The following is a 23452-nucleotide window of genomic DNA, read 5'->3' on the forward strand; positions in this document are numbered from 1 at the left end:
AAGAGCAAGATATCACGCGTTTCGCGCAGAAGGAGAGACGAATGGTAAAGCGTTTTGAAGGCAAGGTAGCGCTCGTCACGGGCGGCCGCTCCGGAATTGGCCGAGCCATTGCTTGTCGACTGCAGGACGAAGGAGCTACCGTCATCACCGCGCAGCGAGGCGAGGATGAGCGGTTCAACGGCATTGCGGCTGACTTCTCGGATCCGACGGTGCCCGAACGAGTGGTCACGGAGGTCGTTGAACGCACCGGACGCCTGGATGTGCTGGTCAACAACGCCGGGATGATGCAAGAAGATCTGATTGAGGATACCAGCCTCGAAGCCTGGCAGCGCAATCTCGCCGTGAATCTGACCACTCCCTTCCTGATGATCCGAGCGGCGCTGCCGCATCTGCGTCAAACGCGTGGCAGCATTGTCAATACAGGGTCGGTCGAAGGGCTGAGTGCCAACCCGAGACATGCGGCCTATTGCGCGACCAAGGCCGGCCTTCACGGCCTGACGCGCGCCGTGGCCGTGGACCATGGTCATGAGGGCATTCGCTGCAACGCCGTGGCGCCCGGCTGGATCGATACGGAGCTCAACCTCGAGTTCGGTGCCAGCCAGCCGGATCCCGCGGCCTTTCGGCGTGACATTGGGCGCATTCACCCGATCGGCCGTGCCGGCGCTCCGGAGGAAGTAGCCGCCCTCGTTGCTTTCCTTGCCGCCGAAGAATCCGGCTTCATCACTGGGCAGATCTATACGGTGGATGGCGGACGAACGGCCAAGCTGAGCCTGCCGTGATCATCCCCTCACTACTGCCATCTGATGCACACATTCGCCTGGCGAGGAAAGGCGCCAGGCGATCAGATTAATCCTGCACGATTACACACAACACCCGCCAAAGCGGAGTCACCACGCCCGAATATCGGGCCTTGGCCTTTCATCCTTGGATGAGGCACGGTCGCGACTAGCGATCCCGTCAGCAAGTATTGAGTACGCGACGACAACTCACACTCGTCTACGGCCTGACAGGCTCCTCCTGATGGTTCTGCTTTGTCGAAATCGTCGTCCGGCAGAGTTGATGGAACGACGCCAACTCCAACCAAATGTACATAAATTCGACACTGGTGTACTCTCCTGCAAGCATCTTGCACGCCCAGCCTCGCTGGCCTGAACCGGAGACACCATTCGATGCCCCCTGCCGCTCGTCAAGACATGAAATGGAGAGGCTCGCGTGACGCCTGGCTCAATGCCGCCTTCGAGCTGCTGCTCGAGTCCGGTGTGGGAAGCGTGCGGATCCTGGCGCTGGCCAAGCGGCTCAATGTCGCCCGCACCAGCTTCTACTGGTTCTTCAAGGACCGTGAGGCACTGCTCAACGCCCTGATCGAACGCTGGCGCGAGAAGAACACCCGAGGGCTGATCCGGCAGACCGAGGCCTACGCCGAGGGCATCGTGGAGGCGATTCTCAACGTCTTCGACTGCTGGCTGGATCCCGATCTGTTCGACTCACAGCTGGAATTCGCGATACGCAGTTGGGCCCTGCAGTCGGACGAGGTCGCAAGGGAGATCGATGCGGCCGACGAGGAACGCATCGAGGCGCTGACCGGGATGTTCGTACGACACGGCTATGAATCGTTGGCGGCCAACGTACGCGGACGCACCATCTATCTTACCCAGATCGGCTATATCTCGATGAACACCCAGGAAACCCTCGAGGTCCGCATGCGACGCATGCCCGCCTATGTCGAGATCTTCACCGGGCAGACGCCACCGCACAACGAGCTGCGACGCTTCCATGCCCGACACGGGTATGTGCCGACAGATGACACTCACGCAGGCTGATGCCTTACTTACGCTCCCGGCTCAGCCCGTCTCCTTCATGCCTCTTTCGCCGCCTCGTGGGCGGCCTCGAGCCCGCTGTGAAGAATCCCGTTGAACCCTCCATCGATCATCGCGCGTAGCCCCTTGGCCGTGGTGCCGTCATAGGCGATCAGCCGCTCCACCATGTCTCCGGGATCGGCACCTTCCCTTTCCAGCAGCAGGGAGCCTCCCACCAGGGTCTGCATAACAGCCTCAAGCGCGATGTCATCGGCGATGCCCGAATGCCTGGCATGGTCGAGCATCGACTGCGCCAGCAGCGCCGGATAGGCCGGTCCAGCGCCGCTCAACGCCGTCAGATAGTCGAGAGCGCTCTCCTTGGGTAGCTCCCGTGCCGTGCCACAACTCTCCAGCAACGTCTGAACGAGCCGACGCTCGACATCACTGACCTGCGCCGTGGCATACCAGGGGAAATAGCCCCGATGGATCTCCGCCGCAGCGTTCGGCATGGCACGCACCACCCGCTGGCTTCCCACCCGGCTGGCAACTGTCTGGCAGGAGGCCATGGCCAACAGGGAAATGACCAGCTTGTCACCGGCGTCGATATCGACACGCTCGAGATCCTGTGGGCGCACCGACAGCACGATGACATCTGCCAGGTCGACCAGCGCTCGGTTGTCCTGGACACAACGAACTTCGGGCCAGTCGCGATAGGCGTCACCGCCGGAGCGTGAGGAGATGACCAGCCGTTCAGGGGGCCGTAACCCCTGTTCCAGCCAGGCCAACCCCAGCGAGCGCCCCATCCAACCCTGGCCTCCGATGATCCCCACGACGGTGTCTTCATGCATCACTTGGCTCTCCCCTCGACCGGCCCTCCTCGATCAGGTGTCGAGGTCGGCCAGGCGACGTGTTTCGAACAGAATGTACACCTATGTACATCCAGAGAACGAGTGTGTACATTCGCTTTGAACGCTGTCAAGCGCATAACAAGAGAGAGACCCGGCCATGACGCGCGATCCGCTGCTGCAACCCTTCCAGCTCAAGCACCTGACACTGAAGAACAGGATCATGATGACGGCCCACGAGCCGGCATACCCCGAGGACGGCATGCCCAAGGCGCTCTATCGGGAATATCACGCCGAGCGAGCCAGGGCCGGCATCGGTCTGACCATGACGGCCGGGTCCGCGGCGGTGGCCAAGGACAGCCCGCCGGTGTTCAACAACATCCTGGCCTACAAGGACGAGGTGGTGCCCTGGATGCGCGAGCTGACTGAGGCCTGTCACCAGCACGGCACCGCGGTGATGATCCAGCTCACCCATCTGGGTCGGCGTACCCGCTGGGACAAGGGCGACTGGCTACCGGCGGTATCGGCCTCCCACCGCCGCGAGGCCTCGCATCGCGCCTTTCCCAAGCAAGTCGAGGACTGGGACATCGAGCGATTGATCCGCGACTATGCTGATGCTGCCGAGCGCATGCAGGCGGCCGGACTCGACGGCATCGAACTGCAGGCCTACGGTCACCTGATGGACCAGTTCTGGTCTCCGCTCACCAATACCCTCGAGGCCCCTTACGGGGGCGATCTCGACAACCGTCTGCGCTTCACTTTCGAGGTACTGCGAGCCATTCGCCAGCGGGTCGGCGACGCCTTCATCGTCGGAGTGCGATATACGGGTGACGAGATGCTCACTGGCGGACTCACGGCCGACGACGGAATGGAGATCTCGCGACGCCTGAAGGACAGCGGCCTGATCGACTTCCTCAACGTGGTCCGCGGACATATCGACACCGACCCCGGATTGACCGACGTGATTCCCGTCCAGGGCATGCCCAGCGCACCTCATCTGGACTTCGCCGGCGAGATTAGGCGCCGGATCGACTTCCCCACCTTTCACGGCGCCAAGATCCAGGAAGTCGCCACGGCCCGCCATGCCATCGCCGCCGGCAAGGCGGACATGATCGGCATGACCCGCGCCCACATGGCCGATCCCCACCTAGTGCGCAAGCTCATCGAGGGGCGCGAGGAAGAGATCCGCCCCTGCGTCGGCGCCAACTACTGCCTCGACCGCATCTACCAGGGCGGCGCCGCCTACTGCATTCACAATGCCGCTACCGGGCGAGAAACCACCATGCCGCATGACATTCCCAGAGCCGCTCAACAGCGCCGGATCGTGGTCATCGGCGCCGGCCCAGCGGGCCTGGAAGCTGCCCGGGTGGCCGGCGAACGGGGCCATGAGGTCATCGTGCTGGAAGCCGCCAGCGATGCCGGCGGCCAGGTACGCCTCACCGCCCAGAACGAGCGCCGTCGTGAGATGATGGGCATCATCGATTGGCGCCTGGCGCGCTGCGAGGCCCTGGGCGTCGAGATCCGCTACAACGCCTGGGCGGAAGCCGAGGAGGTGCTCGCCGAATCGCCAGATGCGGTAATCGTGGCCACCGGCGGCTATCCGCAGGACGACCTGCCGGAGGTCGGCAGCGACCTGGTGGTCAACACCTGGGACGTCATCTCCGGTCACGTGACACCGGGCAAGCGGGTGCTGCTGTTCGACGAGACCGGCGACAACGCCGCCATGCAGGCGGCGGAGATCATCGCCGCGACTGGCGCCGAGCTAGAGATCATGACGCCGGATCGAACCTTCGCGGCGGACATCATGGCGATGAACCTCGTGCCCTACATGCGCGCCCTGCAACGACCCAATGTCACCTTCACGCCCACCTACCGACTGAAATCATTGGAGCGCGACGGCAACGAGCTGCTCGCCGGCATCACCAGCGACTATCTGGACCTGGATCACGAACGTCGTATCGACCAGGTGGTGGTCAACTACGGCATCGTGCCGATGGCCGACATCTACTTCGAGCTGAAGCCCCATTCCACCAATGGCGGCGAAGTAAACTACGACGACCTGATCGCCGGCCGGCCCCAGGCCGTGGTGCGCAACCCAAGCGGCGGCTTCCAGCTGTTCCGGATCGGCGATGCCGTTGAGTCCCGCAACACCCATGCGGCCATCTACGATGCCCTGCGACTGGTCAAGGACCTGTGATCCCTGGCACCGGAAATGACGAGTCGACCGGCGTATTCATCACTTCCTCGAGGAGGACGCAGCCGTGAACGATATCTTTGAAGCCCCCCGCTCGAATCGCCCCGACCAGGAACGCTTCCAGGTCACCGACACCCACTCACTGGATTGGCAGGAGAGCGGGATCACGGGATTCCAGCACAAGATCCTCTACTGTGACGACAGCGGTGACACCGAGACCATGCTGATCAGGATGGCACCCGGTGCCTTCTCGGACTATCACGCTCACGACAGACGTGAGCAGCTCTACGTAATCGAGGGTGACTTCTACGACCAGAACCACCACTACCGGAGCGGGAATTTCATCGTGCGAGAGCCGAACACCAACCATATCGCCGGCAGCGATGGCGGCGGGCTGGTACTGCTGATCTTTTCCCGTTGATCCACTCATGTCGTCAGGAGGACGCACTCCTTGGTTCAGCTGACCTTTTCCGCCAGTGAGGCGGAACGACTGGCCGAGCAGGCCTGCCGTTCCGCGGGCGCCAACCCTGCCACCGCACGCTCTCTGGCAACGGCAACGGTGTCGGCCGCGCTGCATGGCCGTCCCGAAGTGGGATTTCCGCACCTGCTGCAATACCTCACCGGCTTTCGTGCGGGTCGGCTGAACGGCGAGGCCGAGCCAACACTGACCCATCCCCTGCCGGCGATCCTCCACTCGGATGCGGATGGGGGCACCGCCCAGCTCGGCTTCGACCTGGCCATGCCCATGCTGGTCGCCAGCACCCGGGAACTGGGAGTGTCACTCTTCACCCAGCACAACGGCTTCACCACCGGCGAGCTGGGCTACTACGTGCGACGTCTCGCCATCGAGGGGCTGATCGCCCTAGCCGTGTCCAACAGTCCCGCCGTGGTCGCCGGCACGACGGGTGGCAAGGCCGTCTTCGGTACCAACCCGATGGCGTTTGCCGCGCCCCTGTCCGATTCGCACGCGCCGCTGGTCATCGACCAGGCCTCCAGCGCCACGGCCCTCGTCAACCTGGCGGAGGCCGCCGACGCGGGGCGCAGAATACCCGAGGGCTGGGCCCTCGACGCCGAGGGGCGCCCCACCACCGATGCCACGGCGGCCCTGCGTGGCACCCTGCTGGCTTTCGGGGGCACGAAAGGCGCCAACGTGGCACTGATGGTCGAGTGTCTCGCCGCCGGACTGTCCGGTGCCTCATGGTCGCTCGACATGGCGGATCCCCAGGAGGGGCGACGCTCAGTCGACGCGGGCATGACGATCATCGCCATCCAACCCAGGTTGATCGACGAGCATTTTGCGTTGCGGCTAAGCCGACAACTCGATCGGCTCAGTGCCCAGGGAACCTATGTGCCCGGCCGCCGCCCGGTGCACGACAACATCAGAGAAGAAGAAGGTGTGGTTATCGATACGCCGGTGCTGGAAGCGATCCGTCGTTACTTGCCGGGTCCCGAGTGATCAAATACCCGGGCACTCGCCGGACAACGATGCACAATCCGGCCTTTGCCCGCGAGAGGAGCCCTCGCGGGCAAATTAAGCTTTCACGGCAGGCTCAGCTTCGCTGTCCGACCGCCATCGACGGTATAGATTTGCCCGGTGCAGAACCCCGCCTCTCCCGCGGCCAGGAAAGCGACCAGAGACGCGACCTCTTCCGGCTTCCCTGTCCGTGCTACCGGGTGAATACGCGCGATATCTCGGCGGAATGCAACCGGATCGGGCATGCTCTCGATGAAGTCGACATTCAGGTCCGTATCGATCCAGCCGGGAGCGATCGCGTTACACCGGATTCCCTCGGCCCCGTGATCAACGGCCACCGCTCGGGTCAAGCCATGTAGTCCCGCCTTCGAGGCACAGTAGGCGGCATGTCCCGGGTTCGACCCCAGGGCTTCGATCGATCCTACATTCACAATACTGCCTTGCGTTCTGCGCAGGTACGGCAGCGCGGCCTGGATCATCAAGAATGGGGCGGTCAGATTCACCATCAGATTACGCTGCCAATCCTCACAGCTCATCGCCTCGACCGAGGATTCCTGCATCAGGCCGGCATTGTTGACCAGCACATCCAACCGCCCGGCACGCGAGACCAGCTCAGTCACAACCTGCGCCGGACTTGTCGGGTCGGTGAAATCGGCAGGCAGCCATTCAAACTCGGTGTCCTGACTGCGCTGCGCGGTAAATACACGCGCACCCTCATCCCTCAACCGGCGTGCAATCGCCTGACCGATACCGGATCTGCCACCGGTTACGAGCGCTATCTTGTCTTGGAAACGCATCATGAGACAGGCTTCCCACCGTTGATCTCGATCAGAGTACCGCAAAGGTAGCGTGCCGCATCCGAAGCCAGGAAAAGCACAACGTCCGCGATATCCTCTGGCTCGGCGATGCGGCCGAGCGGAACGGTCTTTCCCAGTTCGGCGATGGCGTGGTCCGGATCGAAACCACGTTTGGCGAAGCCTGTGCGCAGCATCGGGGTGTTCACCTCATTGGGGCAGACCGCATTGATGCGGATACCCTGATGGGCATGATCCATACCCATACATTGCGTGAGCGAGGCAATGGCCGCCTTGGTCATGCAGTAAAGCGCATGGTTCGACCCCGGCGCCTTAGCGCCCCAGCAAGAGGACGTGTTGACAATGGCACCACCTCCCTGACGGGCCATCAGCGGGATCGCAGCGCGGCAGATTCGGAAGGGCGCCTCGACATTGACCCCGACCGACAAGTGCCAATCGGCATCTGTCGTTTCGGTCACCGGGCCACGGGAAATCACCCCGGCATTGTTGACCAGGATATCCAGACGGCCCAATGCGGCATGAGCCGCAAGCGGTAGGCCATCGGCATAATTCGTGTCAAGCAGGTCGCCGGGGAGATGCACCTCTGCCTCGATTCCCGAAACATCGCGGTCCGCGACAGCTACCCGAACGTCCTGCTCGCGCAGGCTCGCGACGACCGCGGCCCCGATTCCGCCCGCCGCGCCAGTGACCAGAGCAGTTTTTCCTGAGAAACTCATTTGTATTTCCTCGTGCTTATCAGAAACTGGCGATAGGAGCGCCAAAAAGCGCTTCATCTGGACGAATACCTAATCCCGGACCGGTCGGCCGCCTGATGTGGCCACCTTCAATCCTGATCCCGTTCTCTGGATCGAAATTTCCTTCGATATATGAAGCGGCGACCCATGCTCCTTCGCACAAATCAGGCCGCATTGTGGCGGCAATCTGGGTGCAGGCGGCGGCGATCACATCCCCACCCCAGGCATCATCGCAGGTGTGCGGCAAGTTACGGGCCTCGCAAATATCCCGGAATGTGCGCATGTTCTGGAGGCCGCCGATGCGTGTAATCTTCATACCGAATCCGTCGACCAGCCCCGTTCCTATCGCCGTGATTGCGGCATTCAGGTCGATGCCGCTCTCGTCCATGTAGATGCCGCGTGATACCTGTGGCCGGATCTTCCTGAGATCCTCCACGGTGTTGCAGGGCTGCTCCATTATGAAAGGAATATCGGGACACTCACGGCTTACGCGCAGCGCATCACGTGTATTCCAGCCACGGTTGGCATCGACAGCCATGCGCATGTCGCTGCTTCGGATGACGTCCCAGACCTTGTGGATGGTCTCGATATCGGTTTCGACAGGACGGCCACCGACCTTGACCTGAATACGCGGATAGCCCATATCGCGAACCTCGGCAGCGATGCGGGCGGTTTCATCCGGGTCACCGACGATGGTCGAGTAATAGGTGGGCACTCGATCTACAACAACACCGCCGAGCAATTCGGCAACGCTGACGCCAAGCCGCTTTCCGATAAGATCATGAGCGGCGATATCGATCGCCGCCTTTGCGTAGTTATGCCCGTTCAGAAGGCTGCCCATCTTGCGCTGCAGCACAAGCGGCCATAGCTCCGCTCCAATCAGGCCCGGCGCCATCACATTCAGAGCGGCTCGGGCCCCTTCCGCGTGAGCTTCGGCATAGGTGGAACCGACCGGACAGGTTTCACCCCAACCTTCGGTACCGTCCTCTGCCACCAACCTGACCAGGGTCGTATCCAGCGACCAGACCTTTGTATTGGCCATGGTATAGGGGCCGTTCTTGACCGGCAGGTCATGCTTGTAGATATGAATCTCACGCAGTCGCATTTCACTGATCCCCCTTCTGTATTGTGGATGATCTCGATGATCAGTGATACCGAGGCATTCGGACAAACGAGTTATGGGTAGGCTTCGCTAAACCTTTTGTTAAGCGATACGAGCGTCATTCACAGAAAGAAATGTGGCAAAATGGCTTTTCGTTTAAGGCCGGCTGAGATGGTGGAAAGCGATGAACAGCTCCAGACTTGGACTCCCGCCACTCAATGCCCTGCGCACTTTCGAGGCGGCTGCCCGCCACGGTAGTTTCAAGGCAGCGGCCGAGGAACTGTGTGTGACCCAGGCGGCGGTGAGCCGCCAGATTCAGACACTGGAAACCTTCTATGGATTGAAGTTGTTCATCCGTGGCAATCGCACAGTTGAACTGACAGAGGAGGGACAGACATTGCAGTTGGCGGCATCGCCCGCCTTGCAGAATCTCGCCGCGGTTTCGCGGGACCTTCTACGTCGTCACAGTCAGGGATATCTCTCCTTGGTCACGACAACGGCTTTTGGCCAGCTGTGGTTCATGCCCAGGTTCAAGATGCTGAACCACCAGTATCCGGACTTGCAGTTGCACCTGATCAGTGGCGAAGGCAACGCCAGCTATCGGGAAGGGTTTGATGCCGCCATCATGCTCGGGCTCGAGGAACACCCGCAATACGTGGCAGAGTACCTTTTTTCGGAAGAAATATTTCCGGTATGTACCCCCGGATTTCTGGAGCAGCACCCTCATATATCGACGCTTGCAGGCTTGCTGGACGTTACGCTGCTGAACCTGAGTGCAGGCCATTGGAAAGCCAGGTTGTGGACGCCGCTTGACTGGGACTTTTGGCTCGGGTTGTTTGGTATCGATGGAGCACAGAAACAAAAAGAAATGAACTTCAGCCACTTCACAATGCTGTTGGACGCCGTGTATCAGGAAGTGGGGGTTGGCCTCGCCTGGCGCCACCTGGTGCAGCAGCAGTTGGAAGAGGGCCGGCTGGTTCGGCCAGTCAAGGAAAGCTATGACGCACAGGACAGGAAGCACTATTTCGTCTGCCGTCGCGAGCGCGCCAACTCCCCGGAAATGCAGATACTCCGCGACTGGCTGATGGCCCAGACGCAGGAGCTGAGGGCATAGCCGTGAAGGCGCCACACCCCCGGGGCGTAACCGAAGAACCTGGAACGTCCCGACCAGCCAGTCCAGCAGCTCATGGACAAGATGAGGCCATGGGCAGACCGTAGCAGCCGATGACGATACTGGTACCCACGCTGGAGGCAAAGTGCACCGGATAGATGTCGATCCATTCCATGACCGGCAACAGCAGCGGGCTGAGGAAGGCGGCGACGCTCATGTCATCCATGATCATTCCCGTCAGGATCGGGAAGATTGGCCATCAGCAGAATCAGCAGCTTGAGCAAAGGTGTGGTCAACACCTGGGGCACCGACATCGTCGCGATGTCGGTGCCTTATGGCGATGGCCAGGCCTGAGACGGAGCCACGGTCAGGCCACGCTTTGCTTTCGCCTAGCCGCTCCTGGGCTCGCTGCGCAGCCCCTTGACCACCGCGAAGCAGGCCGCCAGCAGCACCAGGGTGAACGGCAAGCCGGTGGCGAGCACCGCCGTCTGCAGGGCCCCCAAGCCGCCGCCCAGCAGCAGCGCGATGGCGATGGCGCCCTCGATCAAGGCCCAGAAGACCCGCTGCGCCTTGGGGGCGTCCACCTTGCCGCCAGCGGTGAGCGAGTCGATCACCAGCGAGCCGGAGTCCGACGAGGTGATGAAGAACACCATCACTAGCAAGATACCGACGAAGGAGGTGATGGCGGTCCAAGGCAGCTGGCTGAGCATCACGAACAGCTGCAGCTCGACGACCGCATTCTTGACCCCATCGAAGTGATCGGTGATGACCTGGTCGATGGCCGTGGTCCCGAAGGCCGTGAACCACAGCGTGGAGACCAGCGTGGGCACGATCATCACCGAGATCAGGAATTCGCGCACGGTGCGACCGCGACTGACGCGGGCGATGAACATGCCGACGAACGGTGACCAGGAGATCCACCAGGCCCAGTAAAGGGCGGTCCAGCCCTGGCGATAGTTGTCGTCTTCGCGACCGAACGGCATGGACAGGGCCGGCAGGTGGCTGAGGTAGGAGCCGAGGTTGCCGAAGAAATCGGTCAGGATCAGCAGGGTCGGGCCCACCGCGATCATGAACAGCAACAGCACGAAGGCCATGACCATGTTGATCATGGAAAGTCGCTGGACGCCCTTGTCGACCCCGGCCATCACCGACATCAGCGCCACCAGGGTGATGCCCATGATCAGCAGCACCATGGTGACGTTGCCGTCGGGAATGTCGAACAGGTAGTGAAGCCCCGCCGTCGCCTGGGACGCCCCATAACCCAGCGAGGTGGCCAGGCCGAACAGGGTGGAAAAGACCGCCAGGATGTCGATGAGATGGCCTGGCCAGCCCCACACGCGTTCGCCCAGCAGCGGGTAGAAAATCGAGCGCATGGTCAGCGGCAGCCCCTTGTTGAAGGAGAACAGCGCCAGCGACAGGGCCACCATCGCGTAGACGGCCCAAGGGTGGAGGTTCCAGTGATAGAGTGTGGCGGCCATGCCCAGCGAAATGGCGGCCTGCTGATCGCCGGCGGCACCGTCCAGCGGGGCCCAGTCGGTGCGCACGCCGTTCTCGACGGTGGTGCCGGCCAGGGAGGTGCCGAAGTGGGTCAGCGGCTCGTTGACGCCGAAGAACACCAGCCCGATGCCCATGCCGGCGGCGAACAGCATGGCGAACCAGCCGACATAGCTGAACTCGGGCTTGGCGAGGGCCCCGCCGATCCGCACCTTGCCGAGAGGCGTGAAGATCAGCACGACGGCCACGATCAGAATGATGTTGGTGGACAGCAGGAAGAACCAGTCCAGGCTGCCGGTGAGAAAGCCGAAAGCAGCATCGAAGATCGGCTCCACCTCTTCCTGCAGCGCCAGGGTGAGGATCACGAAGAACAGGATGGTCAGCGCCGAGATGCTGAAGACCTTGCCATGCACATCCAGGTCGAACCCGAAGCGCCTGAAGGCGATGTTATCCTGTCCGATCACGTAATCGGTATCGATGACATTGGCCGGACCTTCGGGAGAGGGAATGCCCTCCCCTGCGGTCGTGGCCTGTGAGGCCTTGTTGTTGTTCGTCACTGGAGTTTCTCCTTCTTGGCGATAATGGTGGATATGTCAATCCTGACGGTCCCCACCAGAAATACCCTAGCCCGGATATGGGCACGACCTCGCGATAATGGACAAGGGGCATGAACCCTCGGAGGGTGCGGAAGGCGAACCTTCGTGCACCCGAGGCGTTCGAAGCTCAGGGCGCCCGGCATTCCATGATGGTCAGTATTCCACTTCCACACTGCCCTTCACGGCGGTGCAGCAGCTCAGCACATAGCCTTCGGCAATTTCTTCCTCGCTGATGCCGCCGTTATGATCCATGGTCGTCTGGCCATCGAGCACACGCACCCGACAGGTGCCGCAGATACCCATGCCGCAGGCCTTGGGTATATTGAGATCGGCACTGGCAGCGGCTTCGTAGAGGGTGGTGCCATCGGCCACCTGCACCGACTTTCCCGAGTCCTGGAAGGTGACCCAGTGCGCGTTCTCGACGGCCTCTTCCTCGCGCTCCTGGGCCTCGGCCGCATGCTCTTCGGCCACGGCGATATCGGAGGCCGGCGTGGCCCCGAATGACTCCTCATGGTAGTGAGAAAAGTCATAGCCAGCCGCCTGAAGAAGCTGACGTACCGCCCGCATATAGGGCGTCGGCCCACAGCAGAAGATTTCGCGGTCAAGGAAGTCCGGAGCGATGAGCTGAAGCATTTCCTGGGTCAGGTAGCCACGATAACCTCCCCAGATCTGGCCCGTCTCACTGCGTTCGCAAATTAGATGCAGCTTGAAGTTGTCGATGCGCGTGGACATGTAGTCCAACTCGGCACGATAGATGATGTCACTTGGCGTCCGAGCACTGTGGGCAAACACCATGTCCACTTCGGAATTGGTGTTGAAAAACCAGCGCGCCATGGACATGACCGGGGTGATACCAACGCCGCCGGATAGGAACAATACCTTTTCCGCCGGATGGTCGATGCAGTTGAACTGACCGACCGGACCATGGACGGCAATGACATCCCCCTCCTGAAGATTGTCATGCAACCAGTTCGAGACGGCTCCCCCCGGTACGCGTTTCACCGTGATGGAAAAGCTGTAGGGAATCGAGGGCGCGCTGGCGATCGTATAAGAGCGCATGACCTGCTCGCCGTTGATCTCGAGTTCCAGCGTCACGAACTGGCCCGGCTTGAAGAAGAACAGCACGGGCTGCTGCATACTAAAACAGTAAGTCCTGACATCCCGGGTTTCCTGGATGATCTTGAGGCAGCGCACCACGTGGCGGCCATTTGCCCAGGTCTGGGTGTTGACGGGATTGAGGAATTCGGAACTGGCAAAGCTGGTAGTCATGAGGCACATCCTACGGCAAAGCCGCCACTCCCGGGCTGGGAGTGACGGGTCAGGCTCTTGTCATTCTACTGACGGATCAGCGCATCAAACGAGCTGGATCCAGGTGGTCTTGATTTCGCAGTACTGATCATGGGCGTAGACCGATTTGTCACGGCCGCCGAAACCGGACTGCTTGTAGCCCCCGAACGGGGTCGTGATGTCACCCTCGGAGAAGCAGTTGACGGACACGGTGCCGGCACGAATCGCTCCGGCCATGCGATGAACGGTGTTGAGATCTTCGCTCCACAGCGAGGCTGCCAGGCCATAGCAGGTGTCGTTGGCGATGGCGATGGCTTCCTCCTCGGTATCGAACGGGATCACCGCCAGCACCGGGCCGAAGATCTCCTCGCGGGCCACGGCGGCCTCGGGCGAGACGTCGTCGAAGATGGTTGGGGGTACGAAGTATCCGCCGTTCTCAAGCAGGACTCGCTCCCCGCCGGTAACCGCCTTGAGCCCCTCGGCCTTGGCCTGTTCGATGTGAGACAGCACCTTGTCCATGTGGGCCTGCTCGATCAGGGCGCCGAGCTGCACGTCCGGGTCCAGCGGATCACCGATTTTCCAATCCGAGGCAAGCTGCAACTGCATCTCGTCGAGCAATGCATCCTTGATGGAACGATGCACGATCAGCCGCGAACCGGCGGAGCAGTTTTCGCCCATATTCCAGAACGCAGAGGCCAGCACGTCGCCCGCCACGGCCTTGAGATCGCCGACGTCCGGCATCACCACCTGCGGGTTCTTGCCGCCGCACTCGAGCACCACCCGCTTGAGGTTGCTGGCGGCCGAGTATTCGAGAAATTTACGCCCCACCTCGGTGGAGCCGGTAAAGGCAGCCAGGTCGACGTCGGGGTGCAGGCCAATGGCCTTGCCGGCCACATGGCCGAGCCCCGTTACCACGTTCAGCACACCGGCAGGGATACCAGCTTCATACGCTAACTCGGCCAGGCGAGTGGTGCTGAGCGACGTCAGCTCGGCGGGCTTGAGTACCACGCTGTTGCCGGTGATCAGCGCCGGCCCCAGCTTCCAGCCGGCCATCATGGCGGGGAAGTTCCACGGTAGCACCGCGCCGACCACACCGATGGGCTCACGCGTCACGGTGGCTACTACGCCCTTCTCGGTGGGTGCCACGGCCTCGTAGAGCTTGTCGGCGGCCTCAGCATGCCAGCGGATGGTGTTGGCCGTATCGGGAATGTCGACGTTGAAGCATTCGCCGATCGGCTTGCCCGCTTCCAGCGCCTCCAACACGGCCAGCTCCAGGCAATGCTCCTCGATCAGGTCGGCGAAGCGCTGCATGATGGACTTGCGCTCGGCAGGCGCCAAGTCCGACCAGACCCCTGCCTCGAAGGCGCGACGGGCCGCCTGCACGGCGAGGTCCACGTCCTCCTCCCCGCAGGCGGCAACCTGGGTCAGCACCTCTCCGGTGGCTGGGTTCAGAGTCTCGAAGGTTTCGCCAGAGCGTGAAGAGACGAAGCGGCCGTCGATAAAGGCTAGATTACGGAACTCGAGACGCTCGACCTGCTGGGCGATGGCGTCCTTGGTGAGGATATCGGACATTGTTTTGCTCCTCCGGGTCGTGAATCGTGAGGGTAAATCAGAGTTCGTTGCCGGCCTTCCACTCTTTCCAGGCGAGGGTCGAGCTCACCCCCAGGCCGAGGAAGGGCTCCGGCGGGTTGGCAACAGGCTTGGGCTGCTTGAGCATGATGTCGAGCTGTTCGCTCTCGACGCCTAGCGCATACTCGGCGGCCAGCTTGCCGGTGATGGTGCCGCGGGCGAGGCCCAGGCCGTTCTGGCAGAGGGCGCTGTACACCCCCGGGGCGAGCTCGCCGAAGGGCGTGCCTCCGTTGCGGGTGACACACAGGGCGCCACCCCAGGTGTATTCCATCTCGACGCCCGGCAGCATCGGGAAGCGCTGCTCGAACGACCGGCGATGGGCCGCACGGATGCGCGCCATCTTGCCGGTATCGGCACTGATGCAGGCGTTATAGGTGAAGGTGTGGCGCACGCAGATGCGCCCGCTGGCCAGTCGGCGCAGGGTCGTACCCATCGGGTCGGCCGGGATCAGGCCCCAGCTCTGCTCTCCGCCCAGCATGGCCAACTCATCATCGCTCAACTGGCGCGTCATGCTGCCGTAGGTATAGACGGGCAGGATGCGCCCCTTGAGGCCCAAACCGCCGAACTGCGACGCGTAGGCATTGTTGGCGAGCACCAGCCTCGGGGCCTGCAGCCGCCCTTGGTCGGTGACCAGCGTATGCGGCTGGCCGACCTCGATGCGGCGTACCGGGCTGTCCTCGAACAGCCGCACGTTCTCGGGCAGCGTGTCGCCCAACCCGCGCACCAGCGCCGCCGGCTGGACCAGCACGGTGCCAGGCGCATGCACCCCGGCCTTGAAGAAGTCGGTGCCGGTCACCGCCTTCATCTGCGAGGCATCGAGCTCGCGATAGGGTTCGCCGAGCCCCGTCAGGCCCTTGGCAAACGCCTCCAGGGCCCGCAGCCCATGGTCTTCCACCGCTCCGTGCAGCTTGCCCTGTTCACGCCAGTCGCACTCGATACCGTGCCCCTTGACGATGCCCCGCATATAGTCGATTGCCGAGCGATTGAGGCAGATCTGCTGCAGGTCTTGGGTACGGTCGCCGGTATAGTCGTGCGAATTCAGGTCATGAGGTAGGTCGATCATGAAGCCGGAGTTGCGGCCGGCGGCCCCGAAGCCGACCCGACGCGCGTCCACCAGGGCGATGGAGGCATTCGGCTGAAGCTCGGCCAGACGCCGGGCGCCGGCCAGGCCGGCCAGGCCGGCGCCCAGCACCACCCAGTCGGCCTTGACCTCGCCCTTCAGCGGCGTCGAGGGCCCCGGCGCAGGCAGCGTCTCGTACCAGCCACAGTGCCCGTCATTCTGGGGCAGTTTGTTGCATGTCAGCTGCATGGAAGATGCCTCCGGCGCCAGGGCTCAGCCGCGATGTGCGACCAGTGCTTCATAGGCGCGCTTGAAGGCCGCCTTTTCGGTCTCACTCAGCGGCAGCAGAGGGCGGCGTGCGTTGCCCACCGGCGTGCCGGCGAGCTCGCAGCCGTACTTGATGTACTGGCAGAACTTGCCGCCCTGCTCGAGCAGGTTGAGGATCGGCAGCAGGCGAGCGGCCTGCTGGCGGCCGGCGACAAAGTCCTGATCGATCACGCAGGCCTTGTGCAGGGCAACGTGTTCCGGCGCCAGGAAGTTGGACGCTCCGGCCACCCAGCTCCGAGCGCCCCAGACGAAGAATTCCAGCACCTGGTCGTCCATGCCGCAGCTGAGCTGGATATGGTCGGCATGCTCGTTGGCCAGCTCATGCATGCGCTCGACGGAGCCGGTGCTCTCCTTGATCGCCTGGATGTTCGGACGCTCGCGCAGGGCGTCGAGCAGATCGAACTCCATCGGAACGCCGGTGCGATCGGGGAAGTTGTAGAGCATGATCGGCATGTCGAGAGCGTCGTCAACGGCCTGGATATGTGCGAGCAGCTCGTCCTGGGCCGGCTGACAGTAATAGGGTGCCGCCACCAGGATGGCGTCGAAGCCGGCCGCCTTGGCATGCTGGCCCAGTGCCAGGCTGTCTTCGGTCGTGGTGGCGTTGACGCCGGCCATCAGCGGAATGCGCCCCTGGGCATGGTCCACGACGTAATCGAAGACCCGCTTACGCTCGTCCTTGGTAAGGGCATAGTACTCGCCGGTGGTCCCGCCGATGATCAGGCCATGCACGCCTTGCTCGATCAGGGTATCGATCACGCGCCCCAGGGCATCCAGCTGGATGGCGCCCTGCGCATCGAGGGGAGTCACGACCGGCGTCCAGATACCATCGAAATTCATATCGTCACCTAGTTGTATGAAGTATGTCGGCATAGCCGATTGGCCATGCCCGTCAGAGTAAACAGCGAGGGGATCACCGCGAAAGAAACCTTTTTTATCGCCAATTCATGACTGGACGTTATGGCTGGAATGACCGGCTCTGTGTCCAGTGCGAGGTCAGAAAACACAATGGGATGCACCCTCGTGCATCCCATTGCCTTTCTCTCTCCCATGCTCTTCATTCACTCGAGAACAATTCGCAGACCTCATTCGGCCGCAGCGCGCGCCTCGTTCAGCCACTCGTCGAACTCCTCGCGGTGGGCGTCGACCCATTGTTCGGCATGGCGACGGATGTCTTCCTCGCTGCTCTCGCCCTCTTGCATCTTGAGGTTCTGGGCACTCTCGGCATCGGGGCTGATCGACAGGTGAGACAGGAACTCACGAGCCGCCGGGTTTTCTTCGGCAAAATCCTTGTTGAGGACCGCCTTGATCGTATCGACGGCGAAGCCCAGGTTCTTGCCATCGACTTCGGTATTGACGTCGTTGTTGCCATCCGGCAGGTCCGTGTAGGGCACTTCCAGCCATACCACGTCCTTCCCCGGCACCAGCTTGGCGGTGATCCACTGCGGTACCCAGGTGTAATAGAGGATGGGCTGTCCCTGCTCATAGCGCGTGATGGTGTCGGCCATCAGGGCAAAGTAGGACCCCCGATTCTGGGTGACCGTATCCATCAGGTCGTAGGCAGCAAGGTGGTGATCGATCGTTACCTCACACCCCCAGCCGGGGTTACAGCCGGTGAGATCGGCCTTGCCATCATCGTTGGTGTCGAACAGCGCGGCGACCTCCGGATCGCGCAGATCCTCGAGGGAGTCGATGTCATACTCCTCGGCGGTTTTCTTGTCGATCAGATATCCCTGACTGACACCGGTCATCACGTCGCCGACCTTGACCATGGTATCGTCACCGCCCGCCCGCTCGTAGAAGCCTTCGTGAAGCTTGTCCCACAGGTGCACGGTGAAGTCGGCATCGCCATAGGACAGCGCCATCATCATGGTCGGATAGTCGGTCTCCTTGGGCGTCTCGACGTCGTATCCCAGCTCCTGCAGCCCAATCACGGCCACCTGGCCACGAAAGTGTTCCTCGGTAATGGTCGGGAAGATCGGCGTGACCGTTACGCCTTCGCCCGGCTTATCTGCATCCGCCACGGCGGTGGTTGCCGCCAAGACTCCCAGCAGAGAAACGGCCAGCGGGCAAGCCCTGCGATGTAGTGCAGTTGTCATCATGAGTTCCTTACTGTTGTTGTCATTACATGGCTAAACGAGGCACGCCTGGTGACGGCGTGCATGGCGTCAGGCATCCGCACGGGGCGCCAACTTGCCGATCCCGAACAGACGCAGAAAGATGCCCAGAGGGCCCTTCTGGAACCAGCGTCGATGATCGCCGGCGATCGCACTTCGCTCCCCCATCGCCTGGGTCAAGCGATCCAGGAAGATAGCCAGCAGCACCAGCCCCAGACCGCCCACGGTGGCCAGGCCCATATCCAGGCGCCCGATACCGCGCAACACCATCTGGCCCAGGCCACCGACGGAGATCATTGATGCGATCACGACCATCGAAAGAGACAGCATCAGCGTCTGGTTGAACCCGGCCATGATGGTCGGCGTAGCCAGGGGCAGCTGCACGCGGCGCAGCATCTGGCTCGGCGTGCAACCGAAGGCTCGCGCCGCCTCGATCTTGTCGGCCGGCACCTGGCGGATTCCGAGATTGGTCAAGCGCACCAGGGGTGGAAGAGCGAACACGATGGTGACCAGCACTCCCGGGACGTTGCCGATACCGAACAGCATCACGACAGGAACCAGATAGACGAAGGCCGGCAGCGTCTGCATGGCATCCAGCACCGGCCTGACCACCTTCTCCAGGCGATCATGGCGGGCACACAGAATGCCTAGCGGCACGCCGAACAGGCCGCAGAAGAAGACCGCCGTCAGCACCAGAGACAGGGTGGTCATCGATTCGGACCATACGCCGATCAAGCCCAGCAGGATCAGCGTGAAGGCGCAGAAGATGCCCATGCGCCGACCCGCCACCTGCCAGCCCAGCAGGGAGCCGAGCAGGATGCCGATGGTGGGAGGTATCGACTGAAGCAGCCCCTCGATGCCATCGAGTACCTGATCGATCGGCCAGCGCACGGCCCTGAACACACCCCGGAAGTTGTCGACGAGATAGTTGAGGCTGGCCTCCACCCAGTCGCCCAGCGGGATGTGGAGTACCTGAAACGGGTCGAGAATGGTCAGTTCGGACATGCGGACTACCTACCCTCCTGTGTTGTTGTGTGATCAATGCCGGCTGAGCGACTTAAGAATCGAGTCCTTGGTGAGCGTGCCATGCAGGGCCCCCTCAGACGTCAGTACGGGCAGCGGATAGGGAACGGAAGCGGCGAGGTCCAGCACATCGTGCAGAGGAGTGTCGAAAGTGACGGTGCTCAGTTGCTCGGGAGCCAGTTGACGCGGCGCATCTCCCCCACTGCTGTCGATCAAGCCGATGAATCGCCGGTCCTCGCCGGTCAGGTAGGCGTAGGGCGTGGGTTGGATGTCGTCGGGCGACCCCACCGGCTGACGAATCACGATATCCGAGTCGTAACGGGCCACGTCGCCGGCCCGCAACACCTTGGAGGAGTCGACGCCTTTGAAGAAGGCTTCAACATAATCGGAGGCTGGGTTGTTGAGGATCTCCTGGGGCGTCCCCACCTGGACGACGCGTCCTCCCTCCATGATGGCGATGCGGTGGCCGATGCGAATGGCCTCGTCGAGATCATGGGAAATGAAGACGATGGTGCGCTGCTGTTCGGCCTGGAGCCGAATCAACTCGTCCTGCATCTCGGTGCGAATCAGTGGATCCAGTGCCGAAAAGGCTTCGTCCATCAACAGGATGCTGGGATCATTGGTCAGGGCTCGAGCCAGGCCCACGCGTTGTTGCATGCCACCAGACAATTGATGGGGATAGCTGTATTCATGCCCCGCCAGGCCGACCTGTTCCAGGGCTTCCCGGGCGCGCCGGTAGCGCTCTGCCTCACCGACGCTCGACACGGCGAGGCCGAAGGCCGCATTATCCAGAACCGTCAAGTGCGGCATCAGGGCAAAGGACTGGAACACCATGCTCATGTCCTTTCTCCTGACCCCGAGTAATTCCTTGTCACTCAGGCCGGTAATTTCATTGCCGTTGAGAAAGATGCTGCCGGATGTGGGCTCGATCAGCCGATTGAAGAGGCGCACCATGGTCGACTTCCCGGACCCCGAGAGTCCCATAATCACGAAAATCTCGCCCTTTCTTACCGAAAAGCTGGCGTCGAAAACGCCAACCACCTGCCCCGTTTCGCGAAAGACGTCGTCTTTATTTTTTCCTGATTCCAACATCTTCATGGCCTCATTCGGTCTTGCGCCGAAGACCTTGAAGATGTTTTTCACCGATAGGATCTCTTCTCCCATCTCCATCTTCCACCTCATTTTTTCATTGGACTTATTGATACCCAGGACTGAACTGGTGCTGTCTTTCTTTTCATTCAAGCTACGGCGTCGAGCAAAGCACCGTCCAGCGACCTTTTTTTCCGACTATCGATAACCTTACGTCATCGATCAGTCGTTCCTTCGCTTGTCATTCGGCCACAAAAAACCCCTTTCCCCGATGAGGGAAAGGGGTCATCAGCATCGTTGGGTGCCGGCGAGATACCTCGCCCGATGCGCGAAGCCGTCAACCGCCCAGCTTGCGCCCCATGGTGTCGCAGTACCAGTCGTCGAACTGGCAAACCCCGTTCTCGGCCAGCTCCGAGTAGGGGCCAGGCTCGTAAGCCGGAGACGTAACACCCGCCTGCGTCCCCTCGACAAGCTTTCTGTCCTGGTCGTTGGTCGACAGCCAGACACGAGTCAGGTGATCGAGGTCATAGTCGACCCCTTCCTGGGCGTCCTTGTGCACCAGCCACTTGGTGGTCACCAGGGTCTCGTCAGGACCAAGCGGCAGCACCCGGAAACTCAGGGCGTGATCACCGAGGAAGTGGTTCCAGGTATTGGGGTAGTGGAAATAGAGCAGCGCGCCGATGTTCTCCACTCCGCTCTTGTCCAGCCGCCTCGAGACAGCAGGCTTGCCGTCCATGGTGTAGCTGACGGCCTTGGCCGACAGCGGGATACGCGTCATGCGGAACTGGCCCGCTGTCTCGTCCATGGCCATGCGACTCGGCAAACCGGCCGCCTCGCAACGATCCCAGAAGGCTTCCAGTTCGGGATCCTCATTGTCCGCCACGCCAGCTACCGAGAGGTTCTCGACGAAGGAGTTCATCAGTTCCGGATGAGCACCGTCGCAGTGGTAGCACTCGCGGTTGTTCTCGAAGACCAGTTTCCAGTTGCCCTTCTCGATCAGGTTGGACTCGAACGCGACCTTGCACTCTTCAAGGCCATGCGGTGCGATGAAGGGTGTCACGGCCTCTCGGAACGGCTCGAAATCCGGCGCCGTTTCAGCCACGCACACGAAGATGTAGCTTTCGACGACTTCGCAATGAGCGGGCTTCAGACCATACCCTTCGGTGTTGAAGTCACTGCCCATGTTGCCGGCAAACAGCAGCCTGCCATCCAGGTCGAAGGTCCACTTGTGGTACGGGCAGACCAGCTTGGCCGCCTTGCCGCTGGCTTCCTGGCAGACCTTGGAACCGCGATGTCGACACGAATTGTGAAAAGCTCGCAGCTCGCCGTCCGTTCCACGCACCACGGCAATCGGGTAGTCACCGATCTGCAGCGTCAGGTACTGGCCCGGCTTCTCGAGCTCGAAAGTATGCCCCGCGAAGATCCACTCCTTGTGCCAGAGCTGAGCCAGATCCTCACGGTATACGCCGGGATCGCTGTAGAGCTCACGGGGAAGCGCGTGACGAGGTTTACGTTGCTGAACGAAGTCCAGCGTCATGGTCTGGTTAGTCACTGTTGTCGACTCCTGCTGCCTGTCTCGAACGCTCTGCCATCGGCACCCTACCGCTCACGAGTCAACGGGGCATCGCCTGTCGCCTGCAGAAACTTTCGAGTAGCCTAGGGTAAAGCGGTTGGCCGTCTTGTTCATTGGTTCACCGAGTCTAGGTATGCCGTCACCTGGACGAAATTAACTTTTTTTTCAGGATGTTGATGACTTCTGGTTATGACCAAGCACACCGACCCCGACCAAACCCTGATCAAGATGCCTTCTCTGCGTGCCGTGAAGTCCTTCGTCGCGGCCGCCCGCTACCAGAACTTCACCCGCGCCGCCGAAGCCTTGTGCGTGACTCAGGCCGCGATCAGCCGCCAGGTTCGTGAGCTCGAGAGCTATCTGGGCACGCCGCTGTTTCGCCGAGCAGGCCGCTCTGTGGAGCTGACCACGGCCGGCTCGATCTTTTTCGATGCCGCCCAGCTGTCATTCATCAATATCGCCCAGGCGGCCGGCCGGATTCGTCAGGATCACCGCACAAGCACCAGGCGCTCCCTGACGCTATGCTGCTCTCCCGCCTTCTCAGCCCTCTGGATGTCGCATCGCCTGCCCGATTTCTTCAGCGCGCACCCTGATATCGACCTCAGCCTGGTGACGACCCAGAACTTCCTGTCCCTGGAGCCTGGCGTGGACCCGGACATCTTCATCACCAAGATGTCACGGGTCCGCGACGGCTATCGCAGCCAACCGCTGTTTCACGATGTCATCTATCCAGTATGCACGCCGAGCTTTCTCGAGGCCCATCCCGAGGCTCGCTCGCTCGAGGGGCTGCGCGACGGGACACTGCTCAACCTCAGCCCCTACGGCCGCTCCCAGGTTGCCGAGCACGTGGACTGGGGCGTCTGGCTGGCCATCCATAACCTGGACATCGAGGACCGTCCCTACGACGGCCCCCACTACTTCAACGCCAACGACTACAACCTCTTGATACAGATGGTGCTGAATGGCCAGGGGGTGGCACTGGGCTGGAGCCATCTGGTGGGACCGCTCGTCGAGCAGGGCCGGCTGGTCAGGCCGGTCGAGCAGGAGGTAGTGCTTGAGGAGACTCGTCACTATCTCGCCTATCGCGAGGACAAGGCGGACGACGAGGCCCTGACACGGTTCCGCGACTGGTTCATGCAACAGGCGGCGGCCGGGCAACCATCTACTCGAGGACTAGCCTGACCGTCGCTTG

21 protein-coding genes are annotated in these 23452 nt (G+C 61.8%); 7 read left to right on the forward strand and 14 right to left on the reverse strand.

The annotated features are described in order from the left end of the window. Positions 1–41: 41 nt before the first annotated feature. Positions 42–779 (forward strand): SDR family NAD(P)-dependent oxidoreductase, encoded by a 738-nt coding sequence (locus FHR96_RS02725; protein ID WP_183386132.1) that lies wholly within the window; start codon positions 42–44, stop codon positions 777–779. 390 nt (positions 780–1169) lie between these two features. Beyond that, positions 1170–1820: a TetR/AcrR family transcriptional regulator gene (locus FHR96_RS02730; RefSeq protein WP_183386133.1), complete on the forward strand. Its 651-nt coding sequence runs from the start codon at positions 1170–1172 to the stop codon at positions 1818–1820. 35 nt (positions 1821–1855) lie between these two features. Here the strand turns inward: FHR96_RS02730 and FHR96_RS02735 are convergent, their stop codons facing one another. After that, entirely contained in the window at positions 1856–2644 is a 789-nt protein-coding gene (locus FHR96_RS02735; RefSeq protein ID WP_183386134.1) for a pyrroline-5-carboxylate reductase family protein, read from the reverse strand. A 157-nt stretch (positions 2645–2801) separates the two neighbouring features. Between FHR96_RS02735 and FHR96_RS02740 the strand changes: the two genes are divergently transcribed. The 3 genes from FHR96_RS02740 to FHR96_RS02750 all read left to right on the forward strand — a co-directional run bounded on the left by FHR96_RS02740 (position 2802) and on the right by FHR96_RS02750 (position 6291). Next, the gene (locus FHR96_RS02740; RefSeq protein ID WP_183386135.1) at positions 2802–4838 is read left to right on the forward strand and encodes an NADH:flavin oxidoreductase; all 2037 of its coding nucleotides are present in this window, start codon (positions 2802–2804) and stop codon (positions 4836–4838) included. Between the two features lie 64 nt (positions 4839–4902). Next, complete coding sequence (locus FHR96_RS02745; protein WP_183386136.1) at positions 4903–5256, forward strand: cupin domain-containing protein; 354 nt, start codon at positions 4903–4905, stop codon at positions 5254–5256. A 30-nt stretch (positions 5257–5286) separates the two neighbouring features. Next, the gene (locus FHR96_RS02750) at positions 5287–6291 is read left to right on the forward strand and encodes an Ldh family oxidoreductase (RefSeq protein ID WP_183386137.1); all 1005 of its coding nucleotides are present in this window, start codon (positions 5287–5289) and stop codon (positions 6289–6291) included. An 83-nt stretch (positions 6292–6374) separates the two neighbouring features. Here FHR96_RS02750 and FHR96_RS02755 read toward each other — a convergent pair whose 3' ends face one another. From FHR96_RS02755 to FHR96_RS02765, 3 genes are read right to left on the reverse strand one after another with little or no spacing between them, the layout of a single operon-like run. Continuing rightward, positions 6375–7109: an SDR family NAD(P)-dependent oxidoreductase gene (locus FHR96_RS02755; RefSeq protein ID WP_183386138.1), complete on the reverse strand. Its 735-nt coding sequence runs from the start codon at positions 7107–7109 to the stop codon at positions 6375–6377. Then, positions 7106–7897 (reverse strand): SDR family NAD(P)-dependent oxidoreductase, encoded by a 792-nt coding sequence (locus tag FHR96_RS02760; RefSeq protein ID WP_246392753.1) that lies wholly within the window; start codon positions 7895–7897, stop codon positions 7106–7108. The genes FHR96_RS02755 and FHR96_RS02760 overlap by 4 nt, the downstream gene beginning before the upstream one ends. Next, positions 7860–8963 (reverse strand): mandelate racemase/muconate lactonizing enzyme family protein, encoded by a 1104-nt coding sequence (locus FHR96_RS02765; RefSeq protein ID WP_183386139.1) that lies wholly within the window; start codon positions 8961–8963, stop codon positions 7860–7862. Before FHR96_RS02765 ends, FHR96_RS02760 begins: the two co-directional genes overlap by 38 nt. A gap of 181 nt (positions 8964–9144) precedes the next feature. Between FHR96_RS02765 and FHR96_RS02770 the strand changes: the two genes are divergently transcribed. Then, on the forward strand, positions 9145–10074 hold the full coding sequence (locus FHR96_RS02770) for a LysR substrate-binding domain-containing protein (protein ID WP_183386140.1): 930 nt from the start codon (positions 9145–9147) through the stop codon (positions 10072–10074). A 70-nt stretch (positions 10075–10144) separates the two neighbouring features. Here the strand turns inward: FHR96_RS02770 and FHR96_RS02775 are convergent, their stop codons facing one another. The 10 genes from FHR96_RS02775 to FHR96_RS02820 form a co-directional block, all read right to left on the reverse strand. Then, the gene (locus tag FHR96_RS02775) at positions 10145–10297 is read right to left on the reverse strand and encodes a hypothetical protein (RefSeq protein ID WP_183386141.1); all 153 of its coding nucleotides are present in this window, start codon (positions 10295–10297) and stop codon (positions 10145–10147) included. 163 nt (positions 10298–10460) lie between these two features. Then, positions 10461–12122 (reverse strand): BCCT family transporter, encoded by a 1662-nt coding sequence (locus FHR96_RS02780; RefSeq protein ID WP_183386142.1) that lies wholly within the window; start codon positions 12120–12122, stop codon positions 10461–10463. Between the two features lie 192 nt (positions 12123–12314). After that, positions 12315–13430, reverse strand: coding sequence for an FAD-binding oxidoreductase (locus FHR96_RS02785; protein WP_183386143.1), 1116 nt, complete (start codon positions 13428–13430; stop codon positions 12315–12317). An 84-nt stretch (positions 13431–13514) separates the two neighbouring features. Further along, positions 13515–15020, reverse strand: a complete 1506-nt coding sequence (locus FHR96_RS02790) for an aldehyde dehydrogenase (RefSeq protein ID WP_221195678.1) — start codon at positions 15018–15020, stop codon at positions 13515–13517. Between the two features lie 37 nt (positions 15021–15057). Further along, positions 15058–16386, reverse strand: a complete 1329-nt coding sequence (locus FHR96_RS02795) for an NAD(P)/FAD-dependent oxidoreductase (RefSeq protein ID WP_183386144.1) — start codon at positions 16384–16386, stop codon at positions 15058–15060. A 24-nt stretch (positions 16387–16410) separates the two neighbouring features. Continuing rightward, positions 16411–17301: a 4-hydroxy-tetrahydrodipicolinate synthase gene (gene dapA / locus FHR96_RS02800; protein ID WP_183386145.1), complete on the reverse strand. Its 891-nt coding sequence runs from the start codon at positions 17299–17301 to the stop codon at positions 16411–16413. A 245-nt stretch (positions 17302–17546) separates the two neighbouring features. Further along, positions 17547–18560, reverse strand: a complete 1014-nt coding sequence (gene proX / locus FHR96_RS02805) for a glycine betaine/L-proline ABC transporter substrate-binding protein ProX (RefSeq protein WP_246392754.1) — start codon at positions 18558–18560, stop codon at positions 17547–17549. A 69-nt stretch (positions 18561–18629) separates the two neighbouring features. Continuing rightward, positions 18630–19583: a glycine betaine/L-proline ABC transporter permease ProW gene (proW, locus tag FHR96_RS02810; protein WP_183386147.1), complete on the reverse strand. Its 954-nt coding sequence runs from the start codon at positions 19581–19583 to the stop codon at positions 18630–18632. 33 nt (positions 19584–19616) lie between these two features. Further along, complete coding sequence (locus FHR96_RS02815) at positions 19617–20765, reverse strand: quaternary amine ABC transporter ATP-binding protein (RefSeq protein WP_221195679.1); 1149 nt, start codon at positions 20763–20765, stop codon at positions 19617–19619. A 262-nt stretch (positions 20766–21027) separates the two neighbouring features. Continuing rightward, entirely contained in the window at positions 21028–22242 is a 1215-nt protein-coding gene (locus FHR96_RS02820) for an aromatic ring-hydroxylating oxygenase subunit alpha (RefSeq protein ID WP_343066318.1), read from the reverse strand. 210 nt (positions 22243–22452) lie between these two features. Here FHR96_RS02820 and FHR96_RS02825 point away from each other — a divergent pair, with 210 nt between their 5' ends. Then, positions 22453–23442 carry a LysR substrate-binding domain-containing protein gene (locus FHR96_RS02825; RefSeq protein ID WP_183386149.1) on the forward strand — a complete coding sequence of 330 codons (990 nt, stop codon included), beginning with the start codon at positions 22453–22455 and terminating at the stop codon, positions 23440–23442. The last annotated feature ends 10 nt before the right edge of the window (positions 23443–23452 follow it).

The organism is Halomonas organivorans (assembly GCF_014192055.1).
Lineage (GTDB): Bacteria > Pseudomonadota > Gammaproteobacteria > Pseudomonadales > Halomonadaceae > Halomonas > Halomonas organivorans.

Bases quoted from the DNA above. Each gene is read 5' to 3' on its own strand.
- FHR96_RS02790 (WP_221195678.1), bottom strand. From the start codon at position 15,020: ATGTCCGATATCCTCACCAAGGACGCCATCGCCCAGCAGGTCGAGCGT.
- FHR96_RS02770 (WP_183386140.1), top strand. From the start codon at position 9,145: ATGAACAGCTCCAGACTTGGACTCCCGCCACTCAATGCCCTGCGCACT.
- FHR96_RS02795 (WP_183386144.1), bottom strand. From the start codon at position 16,386: ATGCAGCTGACATGCAACAAACTGCCCCAGAATGACGGGCACTGTGGC.
- FHR96_RS02765 (WP_183386139.1), bottom strand. From the start codon at position 8,963: ATGCGACTGCGTGAGATTCATATCTACAAGCATGACCTGCCGGTCAAG.
- FHR96_RS02730 (WP_183386133.1), top strand. From the start codon at position 1,170: ATGCCCCCTGCCGCTCGTCAAGACATGAAATGGAGAGGCTCGCGTGAC.
- FHR96_RS02825 (WP_183386149.1), top strand. From the start codon at position 22,453: ATGACCAAGCACACCGACCCCGACCAAACCCTGATCAAGATGCCTTCT.
- FHR96_RS02815 (WP_221195679.1), bottom strand. From the start codon at position 20,765: ATGGGAGAAGAGATCCTATCGGTGAAAAACATCTTCAAGGTCTTCGGC.
- dapA (WP_183386145.1), bottom strand. From the start codon at position 17,301: ATGAATTTCGATGGTATCTGGACGCCGGTCGTGACTCCCCTCGATGCG.
- proX (WP_246392754.1), bottom strand. From the start codon at position 18,560: ATGACAACTGCACTACATCGCAGGGCTTGCCCGCTGGCCGTTTCTCTG.
- FHR96_RS02755 (WP_183386138.1), bottom strand. From the start codon at position 7,109: ATGATGCGTTTCCAAGACAAGATAGCGCTCGTAACCGGTGGCAGATCC.
- proW (WP_183386147.1), bottom strand. From the start codon at position 19,583: ATGTCCGAACTGACCATTCTCGACCCGTTTCAGGTACTCCACATCCCG.
- FHR96_RS02735 (WP_183386134.1), bottom strand. From the start codon at position 2,644: ATGCATGAAGACACCGTCGTGGGGATCATCGGAGGCCAGGGTTGGATG.
- FHR96_RS02740 (WP_183386135.1), top strand. From the start codon at position 2,802: ATGACGCGCGATCCGCTGCTGCAACCCTTCCAGCTCAAGCACCTGACA.
- FHR96_RS02725 (WP_183386132.1), top strand. From the start codon at position 42: ATGGTAAAGCGTTTTGAAGGCAAGGTAGCGCTCGTCACGGGCGGCCGC.
- FHR96_RS02760 (WP_246392753.1), bottom strand. From the start codon at position 7,897: ATGAAGCGCTTTTTGGCGCTCCTATCGCCAGTTTCTGATAAGCACGAG.
- FHR96_RS02775 (WP_183386141.1), bottom strand. From the start codon at position 10,297: ATGGATGACATGAGCGTCGCCGCCTTCCTCAGCCCGCTGCTGTTGCCG.
- FHR96_RS02785 (WP_183386143.1), bottom strand. From the start codon at position 13,430: ATGACTACCAGCTTTGCCAGTTCCGAATTCCTCAATCCCGTCAACACC.